This window comes from Burkholderia sp. AU45251, assembly GCF_030482905.1.
GTDB lineage: Bacteria > Pseudomonadota > Gammaproteobacteria > Burkholderiales > Burkholderiaceae > Burkholderia > Burkholderia aenigmatica.
In genome coordinates this window covers 93,734-108,838 of the sequence record NZ_JAUJQH010000019.1, presented here as the reverse complement: position 1 = coordinate 108,838, position 15,105 = coordinate 93,734, and the positions used below count along the sequence as shown (strand labels likewise).

The following is a 15,105-nucleotide window of genomic DNA, read 5'->3' as shown; positions in this document are numbered from 1 at the left end:
CCGCCGGGCCGCACCCGCGTGCCCGGCGCCCTCCTTCCCGCCTACTCGCCCGAATAGCGCACGCCGAGTGCCGCACGCGCGGCATCGGTCATCGCGATCATCTGCCGAGAATGGTCGTGCGTCATGATCGGGCTTTCGGTCTTGCCCGCGCGCAGCAGGTCGCAAAAATGCGCGGTCTCGTAGTTCAGCCCGCCGCCGTCTACCGGCGCGTCGAGTTCGACGGTGCGCCCGTCCGCGTAGCGAATCGTTGCGCGTGACGGGTTCCACCACTTCTCGTGAATCGTCACATGGCCGCCGGCCGCGGCGATCAGCGCGTCGCCGCGCCCCATCACATCGAGCCCGCAAAAGAGCTGCGCGATCCCGCCGTTCGCATGCACGCTGTTCAGGCTCGCGAACAGGTCGACACCGGTTGCGCCGACGCGGCCGAGCGTCTGCACGTCGCGCGCCGCGCCGAGCCAGTCGACCGCGAGAAACGCCTCGTAGATCCCGATATCGAGCAGCGCACCGCCCGCGCGATCGAGGCGATAGACGGAATGGTCGTCCGGCACCGACGACGACGCGCACCCTGCCCGCACGAGCCGGATCTCGCCGATCGGATCGTCATGCAGGTGCGCACGCAACTGACGGTACAGCGGAAAGAACGGCGGCTTCATCGCCTCCATGAAAAGCTGTCCGGCGTCGCGTGCCGCACGCAACACGGTCTCGAGCTGCGCCGCGCTCAGCGTCGCGGGCTTTTCGCACAGCACAGCCTTGCCGGCAGCAAGCGCGGCCAGCGTGTACTGTGCGTGACTGTCATGGAGCGTCGCGATGTAGACCGCGTCGATATCGCTCGCGAGGAGCGCGTCGAGACTGGCGGCTGGCGTACCGCCGTACGCTCCGCAAAATTCTGCCGCGGCATCGGCGCGGCGGGCCCAGGCACCGGCGAGCGTGGCGCCCGGCACATGCGCCAGGCTTTGCGCGAAGCGGCGCGCGATGCTGCCCGCGCCGACGATGCCGAAGCGCACCGGGCGATGGTCGTTGTCGTTCATCCTGATCTTCCGTGTCGGTCGTATGACGGTGGCCGGCATGCTGCCGGCCGGCCGTCATGATAAACGGCCCGGCGGCACACGGATGAGCGACACGCGCAGCGTCAGGCGCGCACGGGCACGTCGACGGAGAAATCGCGCGAGATCTCGTCGGCGCTGAAATCGATCAGCGCGAGCGAAGCGGCTTCGGCTTCGCGCGGATCGCGACGCTCGATCGCGTCGACCACACGCGCATGCGCCTTCACCGCAATGTCGTGCGCCCCTTCCTTCTGCACGACCCGCGGATTCACGAGACGCACTGCACCGCGCACGATCGCCGCCATCTGCTGGAAGAACTGGTTGCCGCTCGCCTGGACGATCCGCGTGTGCAGCAACTCGTCCGCCGTGTCGTAGCCAGGGTCGCCCGGCTGCAGCACCTTGAACGCATCGAACGCTTCGCGGATGCCCGCGATATCGGCCGCCGTCGCACGCACCGCCGCCTGCGCGGTGGCACGCGGTTCGATCAGCATCCGGAATTCGATGACGTCGCGCATGAACTGCGGATCGGGTTTCGCCCGGAATCGCCAGCTCACCACATCCTCATCGATCATGCGCCAGTCGCGCATCGGCCGCACGCGCGTGCCGACCTTCGGCCGCACGTCGAGCATGTCGCGCGCAAGCAACATCGACAACGCTTCCCGCATCACAGTGCGACTCACATCGAACTCTTTCGACAGCACGTCCTGCGGCGGCAAGATGCCGCCATACTTGTCTTCGACGATACCCGAGACAAGCCCATCCATCACTTTGGCGACCAGTGACCGGTCTTTGCCCTGCTCCATGACACCTCCCCGTGCGTCGATTTGCGAACACCTGCTCCGCAGTTCCGCCGGCCCTGGTTACGACTGTTCTTATGATCTATAAGTTGATGAGTTCGAGGACATTTCGCTATCTGGTAAACACCTGACAGGGTTATCCCTCTTTTTGACGGGGTGATTTATACGGCTAAAAATAAGGCCCGGGAAGCGCATTGCGCCTACCGGGCCCCGTTTTCCACAAGATTTAAACATTCAGTCCATTACGGCGTGTGACACATCATTACGGACTGCTTGCCATATCTTTCACTTAGCCGAATAAACGATCGTTTCAACGCCGCTTTCCGTGCCGAGCAAACACAGATTCGCGCCGCGCTCGGCGAACAGGCCAACCGTCACGACGCCCGGCCATGCGTTCACCTGCGCTTCGAAGCCGCGCGGATCGGCGATCTGCAGCCCCTTCACGTCGATGATCTCGTTACCGTTGTCGGTGATGGTCGGCGCACCGTCCTTCGTCACGCGCAGCACCGGCACGCCACCGAGCGCGGTCACGCGCCGGCCGATCGCCGTGCGTGCCATCGGCACGACCTCGATCGGCAGCGGGAACGCGCCGAGCACCGGCACGCGCTTGCTGGCGTCCGCGATGCAGACGAACGTGTCGGCCACCGACGCGACGATCTTCTCGCGCGTCAGGGCGCCGCCGCCACCCTTGATCATCGCGCCGCCCGCGTCGATCTCGTCGGCGCCGTCGACGTACACCTGCAGCGAGTCGACCTCGTTCAGGTCGAACACCTTGATGCCGTGCGATTTCAGGCGTTCGGTCGTGGCGACCGAGCTCGACACGGCGCCGCGATAGCGCGCCTTGACGACGGCGAGCGCGTCGATGAAGCAGTTGGCGGTCGAGCCGGTGCCGACACCGATCACGGCGCCTTCCGGCACGTTCTGGATCACGTAGTCAGCGGCGGCCTGGCCGACGAGGCGTTTGAGTTCGTCTTGAGTCATGGAGTGGTGATGCTGCGGGATTGCGGAAAACCACCAGTTTACCGGACTCGGATGACGGCCCGCGTTTTTCGGCGTACGGCGTGCCGCAGGTTCAGGGCGCACCCGCTCCGGGCGCGTTGTCCGCGGGTTGCGTGCCGGGGAAGTACTTGTCGAGCAATGCCTGCGCGATCGCGTCGGTTTCGGCGTCCGCGTTGCCCGCATAGTCGGACGGCCTGAAATGCATCTGGAACGCCGCGAACACCCGTCGCGTGCGTGCGTCGAGCACACCATCGGTGGCCACGTCGTAGCCGTAGCGCGCGAGCCTGAGCTGCAGTTCCCGCACGTCGACCGGCGCATGCGGATCGCGACCGCCGAGCCGGGCGGCCACGGTCGCATCGTCCGGCCATGCGCCGACGCCGGCCTGGGCCAACGCATGCCACGGAAACAGCGGCCCCGGATCGATCTTGCGTTGCGGCGCGATGTCGCTGTGCCCGACCACGCGCGTCGGCGGAATCCCGTAGCGGGCGACGATGTCCTTCGACAGTCGGGTCAGTGCCGCGACCTGTTCGGGCGGATAGGGCTGCCAGGTGCGGTTCTGCGGATCCAGCGGGCCGCGGTTCACGTTCTCGATGCCGATCGACACCGCGTTCAGCTCGGTCGTGCCCTGCCACTCGCTGACGCCCGCGTGCCATGCGCGCTCGGATTCCGGAACGAGCTGGTAGACAACCGGCATCCCGCGCTCGATGCGCGGCTGCGGCGGGATGACGTAATGCACGCTGACCGAATCGCCCGTCAGCGTGCGCAGCGATTTCGCCTCGTCGCTTTCGGTGTAATGCATCACGAGAAAGCGGATCCGCGAATCGGCCCCGCGCGCGTGCAGGCTCGTGTCGGCGTAGTAGGTACCGCGTTCGACGAGCGACGGCGCCGTGCAGGCAGCCAGCAGGCACAGCACGGCGCAGGATGCGCCAACGCGAAACAGGGTCATCGGTCGCGCGCTCCGGAGAGCCGCGTGCCGCATCGAATCGCGGCACGCGTCGTTCGGGTCATCGAGGACCGCGCAGGTCGCGCGGGACGGGCTGCGTCAGCCCTTCACGCGCCGCTGGCGCACGGCTTCGTACAGGCACACGCCACTTGCGACCGACACGTTCAGGCTTTCCACGCTGCCGGCCATCGGGATGCTCATCACTTCGTCGCAGGTGTCGCGCGTGAGCCGGCGCATGCCTTCGCCTTCCGCGCCCATCACGAGCGCGACGGGGCCGTCGAGCTTCGTTTCGTAGAGCGTGGCAGAAGCCTCGTCCGACGTGCCGATGATCCACACGCCAGCCTCCTTCAGCTCGCGCAGCGCGCGGGCGAGGTTCGTCACCGTGATGTACGGCACCGTATCGGCCGCGCCGCTCGCCACCTTGGCCGCGGTTGCGTTCAGGCCGACTGCACGGTCGCGCGGCGCGATCACCGCGTGCGCACCGGCCGAATCGGCGACACGCAGGCACGCGCCGAGGTTGTGCGGATCGGTGACGCCGTCGAGCACCAGCAGCAGCGCGGGGCCCTGGATGCCGTCGAGCAGCTCGGACAGGTTCTGCGCGAGCGGGATGTCCTCGACGCGCGCGACGACGCCCTGGTGACGCTCGGTATGGGCGAGGCCCCACAGGCGCGTTTCGTCGGCCGCGATCAGCCGCACGCCCGCTTCCTTCGCGGCGTGCAGGAAGTCCTGCATGCGGCGGTCGCGGCGCGTCTGGTCGTACAGCACCTCCGCCACCGTCGATGCATCGTGCCGCAAACGTGCGGTCACCGCATGAAAACCGTAAAGAACCTTCAGACGTGACATGACTGGAACAACCTTCGATCAAACGTGCGGCCGCGCGACGCGCGCAACCGCGATCCATGGAAAAGGAAAGCGCCGCGTTGCCGGCCGATGACCGGTGACGCGGCGTCTCTCGATACTGCAGGGCGGGCGCTTGGCGCCCACCCCGAACGCTCAATACTTCTTGCGGGCGCGAGTCTTCTTCGCGGTCGGCTTCGCCGCCACACCGCCACCGCTGCCGCCCTTCTTCTTCGCGGCGGCACGCGCGGCGCGCGCTTCGTTCACGGCAACGCTCGGCGCGCTCGCGGCCTTCTTGCGGCGCGGCGCGGGTTCCTCCGCCTGCGGCAGCGCGCGGACGCGCGGGCCATTACCGCGGTCGACACCGCCACCAGCGGAAGCCGGCGCGGGCGACGGACGCGGCGCCTTCACCGGCGTATCGCGCACGAGGCGGAAGTCGATCTTGCGCGCGTCGAGATCGACGCGGCTCACCTGCACGCGCACGCGATCCGACAAGCGATAGCGGATGCCCGTCCGCTCACCGCGCAGCTCGTTCTTGATCTCGTCGTACTGGAAGTAATCCGAGCCGAGTTCCGTGACATGCACGAGCCCTTCGATGAAGAGCGTGTCGAGCTGCACGAAGATGCCGAACGACGTGACGCCGTTCACCATCCCGCCGTACTCCTCGCCGAGCTTGTCGCGCATGAAGTAGCACTTGAGCCAGGCTTCGACGTCGCGCGACGCTTCGTCCGCGCGGCGCTCGTTCGCCGAGCAGTGCAGGCCGAGCTCTTCCCAGATCGCCGTGTTCGGGCGCGAGCGGCCGCGCGTTTCGTCGTCGGCCTGCTGCATCGCGCGGGCGCGCGGCGACAGCGCGGTGTTCAGCTCGAAACCGTCCGGCGCCTTCGGCACGTATTTCTTGCCGGACAGGATCGCGTAGATCGCGCGGTGCGTGAGCAGGTCCGGGTAACGGCGGATCGGGCTCGTGAAGTGCGCGTACGCCTCGTAGGCAAGGCCGAAGTGACCGATGTTGTCCGGGCTGTAGACGGCCTGCTGCATCGAGCGCAGCAGCATCGGCTGCAGCATCTGCGCATCGGGCCGGTCGCGGATCTGCGCCATCAGCGCCGCGTAGTCGCTCGCATGCGGCTTGTCGCCGCCACCGAGCGACAGGCCCATGCCGCGCAGGAACGCACGCAGGTTCTCGAGCTTCTCCGGCGTCGGCCCCGCGTGCACGCGGTACAGGCCCGGATGCTTGTTGCGCTTCAGGAAATCGGCCGCGCAGACGTTCGCGGCCAGCATGCATTCCTCGATCAGCTTATGCGCATCGTTACGCTGGCGCGGCACGATCTGCTCGATCTTGCCCTGCGAGTTGCAGACGATGTAGGTCTCGGTCGTGTCGAAGTCGATCGCGCCGCGCTTCTGCCGTGCGGCGAACAGCGACTTGTAGACGCCGTACAGATCCTGCAGGTGCGGCAGCAGGTCCGCGCGGCGCGCAGCCTCCGGCCCCTTCGTGTTCGACAGCACCGCCGCGACTTCGGTGTACGTCAGGCGTGCAGCCGAATGGATGACGGCCGGATAGAACTGGTACGCCTTGATCTCGCCGCGCGCGGTGATCACCATGTCGCACGCGAGCACGCAGCGGTCGACCTGCGGATTCAGCGAGCACAGCCCGTTCGACAGCTTCTCCGGCAGCATCGGAATCACGCGGCGCGGGAAGTAGACCGACGTGCTGCGCTCGAGCGCGTCGGCATCGAGCCCGCTGCCCGGCTGTACGTAGTGCGACACGTCGGCGATCGCGACGATCAGCCGGTAGCCGTCGCCGCGGCCGACCTTGACCGGCTCGCAGTAGACGGCGTCGTCGAAGTCGCGTGCGTCCTCGCCGTCGATCGTCACGAGCGGCACGTCGCGCAGATCGACGCGGAAACGCAGATCGGCCGGCCGCACCTTGTCGGGCAGCGCGGCGGCTTCGTCGAGCGCCGGCTGGCTGAATTCGTGCGGCACGCCGTACTTGCGCACCGCGATTTCGATTTCCATGCCCGGATCGTCGATATCGCCAAGCACCTCGACGACACGGCCGAGCGGCTGCGAATGACGGCTCGGGAAATCGGTCAGCTCGACGACGACGACCTGCCCGACCTTCGCCTTCTTCACGTTCTGCGTGATCAGGATGTCGTGGCCGATGCGCTTGTCTTCCGGTGCGACGATCAGCGCGCCGTTCTCGTTGAGCAGGCGGCCGATCACGCGCTTGTTCGCGCGCTCGGTGACTTCGACGACGTGCCCTTCCGGGCGACCGCGGCGATCGTAGCCGACGATCCGCGCGAGCACGCGATCGTTGTGCATCACCTTCTGCATTTCGCCGTTCGGCAAAAACAGGTCGTCCTGGCCATCGTCACGGATCACGAACCCGTAGCCGTCGCGATGCCCCTGCACGCGCCCGGCGACGAAGTTCGACGGATGGGTCAACTGGTAGTGGCCGCGCTTGTCGAGGCGGATCTGGCCGTCGCGTTCCATCGCGGCGACACGCCGGAAGAACCCCTCGCGCTCCTGACGCTTGATCGACAGGGCTTCGGCGATGTCGTTGGCGGCCAGCGGCGCGTCGCTCGTACGCAGCACGCCGAGAATTTCTTCACGGCTCGGAATGGGGTACGGATATTTGCTCAAGGGTTTGTCGATGGTTGTTCTCGTTGCGTTGATTGATGGTGCACGGCATCAACATAGAGGTGTCCTTCAGACAGTTCTATATTGACGGCGGCGGGTCATTCTATCACCCGCCTGTGTCACCAAATGACGGGAATGCCGCCAGCAGGCGCGGTGGAGGCCGGTTTGCGATGCATCGCAAAAAAGTGTTGACACGAATAATTGGGGCGCTATAATTTCGCTTCTTTGCAGCAAGTAGCTAACTGCAAAACGTGCCCAGGTGGCGGAATTGGTAGACGCACTAGGTTCAGGTCCTAGCGGTGGCAACATCGTGGAGGTTCGAGTCCTCTCCTGGGCACCATCTGTTTTTGAAAAGGTCGGCTTCTAGCCGGCCTTTTTTCATTTCCGGCGCAGGAAACAAAGCGCCTGCTCGCTTCGCGCGAGATCTTGAAAGGCTGCGCTTGCAAGCGCAGCCGGGGTCGCACATGTGTGACTGAGCTCCCCCTCGCGGGCACCCTCTGCTTCTTAAAAGTCTTCTAGCCGGCCTTTTAGCATTTCCGGCGCCCGCATGACAGCGCCCGACTTACTCGCCGATGAACTTGCGCAGCAGCCGGCTCAGTTCATCGAACTCGGTCTTCGAAAATTTCCGCAAGCGGGCATTGAGCACCTTAGGCGCGATCTCAGGAATCTGCGCGGCAACCGCCTGCCCCGCTTCGGTCAGCGCGAGGTCCACCACGCGCCGATCGCTCACACTGCGCGAACGCTCGACGAGCCCCTTGCCCTCCAGTTTGTCGAGCAAGCGCGTCATCAGCCCGGTGTCGACGCCGAGCAGCTTCGACAATTCGAAAGGCGTCGCCGCGCTGCCACTCCGCAGGGACAGCAGCACGCCCATCTGCTGCGCCGTGATATCGAGATCCTTCAATGCCGCATCCATCTCGGACGTGACCAGGTTGCGCGCCTTCGCGAGCACGAACCCCACGCTTTCGGTGAGCAGGAAATTCTTCGGCGTGTAGTGTTCCATCGTGCTCGCTGAGTCGGATATTGTTGACCGACACAATAATTGCGACATCATGATTTTTCAAGGCACGCGGCATCCCGCGTGCGCGCCGGCTCAATGCCCGCCGGCCGCCGCCCCGGCTGCCACGCCCTTGCCCGGTTTCGTCACCCAGACCAGCGGGATGATCAGCACGAAGATCACCGCCGACAGCCAGAAAACGTCGTTCAGCCCCAGCATCGTCGCCTGAGCATTCAACGTCGCTTCGAGGAACGTCAGCGCCTTCGGCATACCTGCATCCAGCGCACCCTGCACGCTGGAGAGCGCGCTCGCGAAGATCGGGTTGTTCACGCTGCCCTGCTCGGCCAGTTGCGCATGATGCAGAATCGTGCGGTCGTTCCACGCCGTGCTCGCGAGCGACGTGCCGACCGCGCCCATGAACACGCGCGCAAAATTGGACAGGCCCGCGGCCGCCGGGATGCGCTCGGGCGGCAGCCCCGACAGGATGATCGACGTGAGCGGCGTCATGAAGAACGCCGTCGGGATCCCTTGCAGCAACGTGGGCACCACGAGCGACCACGTATCGATGCCCGTCGTATAGCGCGAGCGCATGAAAAACACGCCGGCGAATCCGAGAAATGCGAACGTGACGAGCACGCGCATATCCGATTTCGGCATCACCTTCCCGACCACCGGCGCGAGGAGCACCGCGAAGATGCCGAGCGGAGCAGTCACGAGGCCGGCATTGATGACCGGGTAGCCGAGCGAACCCTGGATCCATTGCGGCAGGATCACGAGATTCGCGAAAAATACCGCAAACGCAATCGAAATGGCCACCGTTCCGCCAAGAAAATTTCGTTGTGCAAACAGCCTGATATCGACGATCGGACGCTCCTCGGTCAACTCCCAGATCAGGAAGAACACGAAGCCGACCACCGCCACGATGGTCAGGATCCAGATCGTCGACGAATTGAACCAGTCGAGATCCTTGCCCTTGTCGAGCATGACCTGCAGCGCGGCCACCCACACGACCAGCGCGATCAGCCCAACCTTGTCGATCGGCAGCTTGCTGGTTGGCGTCTCGCGGTTGCGATAGAGCGCCCAGATCACGGCGGCGGCGAACAACCCGACCGGCACATTGATGTAGAAGATCCACGACCAGCTGTAGTTGTCCGTGATCCAGCCGCCGAGCGCGGGGCCGGCAATCGGCCCGACGGTTGCCGTCATTCCCCACAGTGCCAGCGCGCTCGAACTCTTCTCCTTTGGAAACGAAGCCAGCAGCAACGCCTGCGACAGCGGCACGAGCGGCCCAGCCACGGCGCCTTGAACGATCCGTGCCGCGAGGAGCGCGGTGAGGTTGGGTGCAAGCCCGCACGCGGCCGACGACAGCACGAACAGCAGGATGGCCCAGACGAACAGCTTCACCTGCCCGACCCGCTGCGTCAGCCAGCCGGTCAGCGGGATCGACACCGCGTTGGCCGCGGAGAACAGCGTGATGACCCACGTGCCCTCGTCGGTGGACACGCCCAGATTGCCGGAAATGGTTGGAATCGCGACGTTGGCGATCGACGAATCGAGAACGTTCATGAACGTGGCGAGCGCCACCGCGAGCGTGCCCAGTGCGAAGCTGGCGCCGGTCAGCGGCGCCGGCGCGCCCGGACTTTCGGACGGTTTCATCGGAGGTCCTTCTGATCGGGCACCACGCGAACAGCCGCCGCGACACCGAGCAAAATTAACTGACAAGTCAGATAAATGAGGGAAAAAAAGCGACCGGCGCGGCGCGCGGATACTGTCCGCGCCAACGCCAATCGCTGACTCTGAGTTTTCTGCAATGAATATATTTGACTATGCAATCAAATGCAAGCAGGAAACGTCGATCGGCTGTCCGCAAATGATCGAGCGCGCCGCGACCACCGGCGCCTCCACCCTCCCCTTATGCTCGCCAGCCGGATCGATAGCAGAATTTATCGGTTACCGTCTGCCCGCCCCGTTGTAAGTTAGCCGGCTCGCTTCAATGCAACGAACCAGACCAGGAGCACGATCCATGACGTCGATGAACCGCCGCGCATTCGCACGCGTGATGCTGGCCGCAGGCCTCACTGCCGCCGGCGTCCGAACGCACGCCGAGAACGCACCCGATGTGTTGCGTATCGGCTACCAGAAATCGTCGACGCTCATCACACTGCTCAAGACGCGCGGCGCACTTGAACAGGCACTGGCGCCGCTCGGCTTGCGTGTGTCGTGGCATGAATTCGCGAGCGGATTGCCGCTGACCGAAGCGCTCAACGTTGGCGCCGTCGATTTCAGCGCCGACGTGGCCGATACGGTCCCGGTCTTCGCGCAGGCCGCGCATGCGCGTTTCGTGTACGTCGCGCAGGAAGCGCCTTCGCCGAAGGCGCAGGCAATCATCGTCAAGCAGGACGGCGCACTGCGCACGCTCGCCGACCTCAAGGGCAAGCGCATTGCGGTCACGAAGGCAGCCGGCAGCCACTACCTGCTGCTTGCCGCGCTCGCACGCGCGAAGCTCGGGCCTGCCGATGCGGCGATCCATTACCTGACGCCCGCGGACGGCCGCGCGGCGTTCGAGCGCGGCAGCGTGGACGCGTGGATCACGTGGGATCCCTATGTCGCGTCGGTCGACCGGAATCCCGACGTGCGGATTCTCACCGACGGCAACGGGCTCGCGTCGTACCAGCGCTATTACCTCGCATCGAGCCGCTTCGCCGCCGCGCGGCCTGACGTCATCCAGATCCTGTTCGACCAGTTGTCGCAGTCCGGCACGTGGCTGCGCGACCACCCGCAGGAGGCCGCGAATACCCTCGCACCGATCTGGGGGCTCGACGCGACGACGATCGCGCGCGCGAACGCGCGGCGCAGTTATCTCATCCGCGCGGTGGCCCCGCAAAATTTCGGTGAGCAGCAGCAGATCGCCGACACGTTCCTGGCCGCCGGCCTGCTGCCAACGCGTGTCGAGACGGGGCAGGCGCTGCGCTGGAATTTCGCTGCGAAACGGGCGGAGCCGGTCGGTGTGTGAGTGGCCGTTCAGTGAAGGGCGATAATTTTCATCGTCGTCGATGAAATTGTGTTGACAGCCCCTTCGGACACGCTATAATTGCGTTCTTTCGCGATGCAGCAACAAGCGAAACGTGCCCAGGTGGCGGAATTGGTAGACGCACTAGGTTCAGGTCCTAGCGGTGGCAACATCGTGGAGGTTCGAGTCCTCTCCTGGGCACCATCTGTTTTTGAAAAGGTCGGCTTCTAGCCGGCCTTTTTTCATTTCCGGCGCAGGAAACAAAGCGCCTGCTCGCTTCGCGCGAGATCTTGAAAGGCCGCGCTTGCAAGTGCGATCAAGCCCCTCCTGCTAACCACCATCTGCTTTCTACTTTTTTCATTTCCGGCATCCGGAAATGATGCGCTCGAGTTCCTGGTCGGCATCCCAAGTTCGACGACACGCGTCGACCGCCGCAATGTTTGCGCACCCCGCCCGCCCGATGCCCCGAACAGGTCCGCCACATTATTTTCGTTCGCGACCTCAAATTGTGTTGACAGCCCCTTCGGACACGCTATAATTGCGTTCTTTCGCGATGCAGCAACAAGCGAAACGTGCCCAGGTGGCGGAATTGGTAGACGCACTAGGTTCAGGTCCTAGCGGTGGCAACATCGTGGAGGTTCGAGTCCTCTCCTGGGCACCATCTGTATTTAAAAAGGTCGGCTTCTAGCCGACCTTTTTTCATTTCCGGCTCCGGAAAAACATCCCCCATCTTCACGAACGAACCCATCGGTTCCGTTTGCGCGATCAGCACCGGTGAGCCGTGACGGCGTGCTGCGAACCCGGCGACAGCCATTTGTCCCGCGCGAATGCCACCACCGGTATCACGTTGCGCCTGACTTTCCAGCGCGCCTCAATCCGCCCCCGATTCCCGACGCCTCACTCCGCCATCCCCGCCTCCACCCAAAACCGGGATTTCCCTAGGCTGACATGCCGGCGCTCACGCGGTTAAATAAATCAACGTGATTTATTTAATGCGCCACCAAACGGCGCACCATGGAAGGAGACGCCATGAGAAGCCCGCACTTCGGCCAAGGCAGCAACTCGGCCAACGTGCGCCGTTACAACGAGCGCCTGCTGTTGAAGACGCTGCGCCGCGCCGGCAGCGCGTCGAAGGCCGATCTCGCCCGTCTCGCCAGCATGACGGGCACGGCGGTCGGCAGCATCATCGCGTCGCTCGCCGACGCAAAGCTGATCGAATTCGCGGGCCGCACCGAAGGCCAGCGCGGCCAGCCGGCCTCGCTGATTCGCCTCGACCCGCGCGGCGCGTTCGGCATCGGCGTCCATCTCGACCGCATGCGCATCGAAACGGCGCTCGTCAACTTCGCGGGCGACGTGCTCGGCCGCCGCTCGCACGACACGCTGCTGCCTCCGCCCGCCGACGTGCTCGAGATCGTCCGGCACGACATCGACGCGATGCAGGCCCTGCTCCCCGACCACGAGCGCGCCCGCCTGACCGGCATCGGCGTCGCGCAGCCCTACAACCTGGGTGCGTGGATGCGCGAGCTCGGCCTTGCACCCGACACGTTCCGCGCGTGGGAAGACGTCGATTTCGCGGCCGACCTCGGTCGCACGCTATCGCTCCCGGTATTCGGAGAAAACGACGGCAACGCTGCCGCGATCGCCGAGCTGTTCTATGGATACGGCCGGCAGTGCGACGACTTCGTCTACCTGTTCATCGGGCCGGCGATCGGCGGCGGCATCGCGATCGACGGCGACTGCCTGCGCGGCGTAACCGGCAATGCGGGTGACATCGCCGTGATTCCCGTGCCGCCGAGCCGGCTGGCATCCGCACCGCCGCCGCGCGGCCCGTGGGACATCCTCCTCGCGCGCGCGTCGCTGCATGCGCTCGTGCGCCATCTGCGCCATCACGGCGAGACGGTCGACAACCGGGCCGATCTCGAAGCGTGCATCGCCCGCGGCCTGCCTGCCGTCGACGAATGGATCGACGATTGCGTCGACGCGCTTGCGCCGGCGTTGCGAGCGGTGCTGTGCGTGGTCGATGCGCCGGTAGTCGTGCTCGATGCCGATACCGACGCGGGCCTGCTCGACGCGGTCACGACCCGTCTGCGTGCGGCGCTCGTGGCCACCGCGCCCGAAGCGCGCGGCACGCCGGTGCTCGTACGCGGCACGTTCGGCGCCGACGCCGGTGCGATCGGCGCGGCCACGCTGCCGATGTTCTTCAACTTCTCCCCGCGGGCCGGCATCCTCAAAGGCGCCCGCACCGACTCGCAGGAGGCCAGCCATGTCACGATCTGAGTCGCCCCGCCCGCTGCTCGAGATGCGCGGGATCAGCAAGACGTTCCCGGCCGTGCGCGCGCTCGACAACGTCAGCGTGACCGTCTATCCCGGCGAGATCCATTCGCTGATGGGCGAAAACGGCGCGGGCAAATCGACGCTGATGAAGATCCTGTCGGGCGCATACCGCGCCGATGCCGGTGGCGAGATCCTGATCGACGGCGCACGCATCGACATCGACGGCCCGCTTGCCGCACGCGATGCGGGCGTCGCGGTGATCTACCAGGAGCTGTGCCTGTCGCCGAACCTGACCGTCGCGGAAAACATCTATATCGGCCGCGAACTGCGGCGCGGCAACCGGCGCTGGGGCACGATCGACCGCGCGGCGATGGCGCGCGGCTGCGAGGACGTGCTCGCGCGCCTCGGCGCATCGTTCGGGCCCGACACGCTCGTCGACACGCTGTCGATCGCGGAGCAGCAACTCGTCGAGATCGCGCGCGCCGTGCACACCCGCGCACGCATCCTCGTGATGGACGAGCCGACCACGCCGCTGTCGTCGCGCGAGACCGAGCACCTGTTCCGCCTGATCCGCCAATTGCGCGAAGAAGGTCTCGCGATCATCTACATCAGCCACCGGATGGCGGAGATCTACGAACTGTCCGACCGTGTATCGGTGCTGCGCGACGGCGCGTACGTCGGCACGCTCGACCGCGCATCGCTGTCGGCCGAGCGCCTCGTCGCGATGATGGTCGGCCGCGACATCTCCGGCTTCTACAAGAAGGAACACGCACCGTACGATCCCGGCCACCTGCTGCTGTCGGTCCGCGACATCGCCGACGGCGCGCGCGTGCGCGGCTGCAGCTTCGACCTGCACGCCGGCGAAGTGCTCGGCGTCGCGGGGCTCGTCGGCGCAGGCCGCACCGAACTCGCGCGGCTGATCTTCGGCGCCGAACCGCGCGTGCGCGGCGACGTGAAGGTGGGCGACCGCACGTTCGGCTCGCACTCGCCGCGCGACGCGATCGACGCGGGCCTCGTCTACCTGACCGAAGACCGCAAGCGCCAGGGCCTGTTCCTCGACATGAGCGTGCGCGACAACATCAACATCTCGGTCTGCAGCCGCGATGCGCGGCTCGGTGCGCTCGACCTCGCGCGCGGCGCCGAACGCGCACGCGACGCCATTGCGTCGCTGTCGATCCGCGTGCCGAACGCGAACGTCAACGTCGGCGCGCTGTCGGGCGGCAACCAGCAGAAAGTGCTGCTGTCGCGCCTGCTCGAAACGAAGCCGCGCGTGCTGATCCTCGACGAACCGACGCGCGGCGTCGACATCGGCGCGAAATCCGAGATCTACCGGATCATCAACGAGCTCGCCCGGGCCGGTGTGGGCGTGATCGTGATCTCGAGCGAACTGCCGGAGATCATCGGCGTCGCGGATCGCGTGCTCGTGATGCGCGAAGGCGAGATCGCGGGCGAACTCGGCGGCCACACGCACACGCCCATCACGCAGGAAGCGATCATCGCGCTCGCCACCGGCTCGCAGGCCGAACTCGCCGACGCGCACTGAACCCGCCCTTTCATTTCACTTTTACATTCAG

Annotated in this window: 11 protein-coding genes and 3 tRNA genes; 6 read left to right on the top strand and 8 right to left on the bottom strand. The window is 65.6% G+C overall.

Annotation, left to right across the window (positions count from 1 at the left end; translation table 11 throughout):
• Positions 1 to 41: 41 nt before the first annotated feature.
• From QZM67_RS28955 to rnr, 6 genes are all read right to left on the bottom strand, one after another.
• Positions 42 to 1,028: a Gfo/Idh/MocA family protein gene (locus QZM67_RS28955; protein WP_301808634.1), complete on the bottom strand. Its 987-nt coding sequence runs from the start codon at positions 1,026 to 1,028 to the stop codon at positions 42 to 44.
• 101 nt (positions 1,029 to 1,129) lie between these two features.
• Entirely contained in the window at positions 1,130 to 1,846 is a 717-nt protein-coding gene (locus tag QZM67_RS28950; RefSeq protein WP_006484155.1) for a FadR/GntR family transcriptional regulator, read from the bottom strand.
• 279 nt (positions 1,847 to 2,125) lie between these two features.
• On the bottom strand, positions 2,126 to 2,821 hold the full coding sequence (gene rpiA, locus QZM67_RS28945) for a ribose-5-phosphate isomerase RpiA (RefSeq protein WP_301808632.1): 696 nt from the start codon (positions 2,819 to 2,821) through the stop codon (positions 2,126 to 2,128).
• A gap of 91 nt (positions 2,822 to 2,912) precedes the next feature.
• Positions 2,913 to 3,785 (bottom strand): N-acetylmuramoyl-L-alanine amidase, encoded by an 873-nt coding sequence (locus QZM67_RS28940; RefSeq protein WP_301808630.1) that lies wholly within the window; start codon positions 3,783 to 3,785, stop codon positions 2,913 to 2,915.
• A 96-nt stretch (positions 3,786 to 3,881) separates the two neighbouring features.
• Positions 3,882 to 4,625, bottom strand: coding sequence for a 23S rRNA (guanosine(2251)-2'-O)-methyltransferase RlmB (gene rlmB / locus QZM67_RS28935; RefSeq protein ID WP_043182646.1), 744 nt, complete (start codon positions 4,623 to 4,625; stop codon positions 3,882 to 3,884).
• Between the two features lie 150 nt (positions 4,626 to 4,775).
• On the bottom strand, positions 4,776 to 7,256 hold the full coding sequence (gene rnr, locus QZM67_RS28930; RefSeq protein WP_175026512.1) for a ribonuclease R: 2,481 nt from the start codon (positions 7,254 to 7,256) through the stop codon (positions 4,776 to 4,778).
• Between the two features lie 250 nt (positions 7,257 to 7,506).
• Between rnr and QZM67_RS28925 the strand changes: the two genes are divergently transcribed.
• Positions 7,507 to 7,593 (top strand) — tRNA-Leu (locus QZM67_RS28925).
• 222 nt (positions 7,594 to 7,815) lie between these two features.
• On the opposite strand, the gene QZM67_RS28920 is transcribed toward QZM67_RS28925, so the two are convergent.
• Both QZM67_RS28920 and QZM67_RS28915 read right to left on the bottom strand, forming a co-directional pair.
• Positions 7,816 to 8,253 carry a MarR family winged helix-turn-helix transcriptional regulator gene (locus QZM67_RS28920; protein ID WP_175026513.1) on the bottom strand — a complete coding sequence of 146 codons (438 nt, stop codon included), beginning with the start codon at positions 8,251 to 8,253 and terminating at the stop codon, positions 7,816 to 7,818.
• 90 nt (positions 8,254 to 8,343) lie between these two features.
• On the bottom strand, positions 8,344 to 9,903 hold the full coding sequence (locus tag QZM67_RS28915) for a DHA2 family efflux MFS transporter permease subunit (protein WP_301808627.1): 1,560 nt from the start codon (positions 9,901 to 9,903) through the stop codon (positions 8,344 to 8,346).
• Positions 9,904 to 10,270: 367 nt separating this feature from the next.
• Between QZM67_RS28915 and QZM67_RS28910 the strand changes: the two genes are divergently transcribed.
• From QZM67_RS28910 to QZM67_RS28890, 5 genes are all read left to right on the top strand, one after another.
• The gene (locus tag QZM67_RS28910; RefSeq protein ID WP_301808625.1) at positions 10,271 to 11,260 is read left to right on the top strand and encodes an aliphatic sulfonate ABC transporter substrate-binding protein; all 990 of its coding nucleotides are present in this window, start codon (positions 10,271 to 10,273) and stop codon (positions 11,258 to 11,260) included.
• Positions 11,261 to 11,374: 114 nt separating this feature from the next.
• Positions 11,375 to 11,461: transfer RNA gene (locus QZM67_RS28905), tRNA-Leu, on the top strand.
• 370 nt (positions 11,462 to 11,831) lie between these two features.
• Positions 11,832 to 11,918, top strand: a tRNA-Leu gene (locus tag QZM67_RS28900).
• Positions 11,919 to 12,286: 368 nt separating this feature from the next.
• On the top strand, positions 12,287 to 13,534 hold the full coding sequence (locus QZM67_RS28895) for an ROK family protein (protein ID WP_175021866.1): 1,248 nt from the start codon (positions 12,287 to 12,289) through the stop codon (positions 13,532 to 13,534).
• The gene (locus QZM67_RS28890; protein ID WP_301808619.1) at positions 13,521 to 15,074 is read left to right on the top strand and encodes a sugar ABC transporter ATP-binding protein; all 1,554 of its coding nucleotides are present in this window, start codon (positions 13,521 to 13,523) and stop codon (positions 15,072 to 15,074) included. Before QZM67_RS28895 ends, QZM67_RS28890 begins: the two co-directional genes overlap by 14 nt.
• The last annotated feature ends 31 nt before the right edge of the window (positions 15,075 to 15,105 follow it).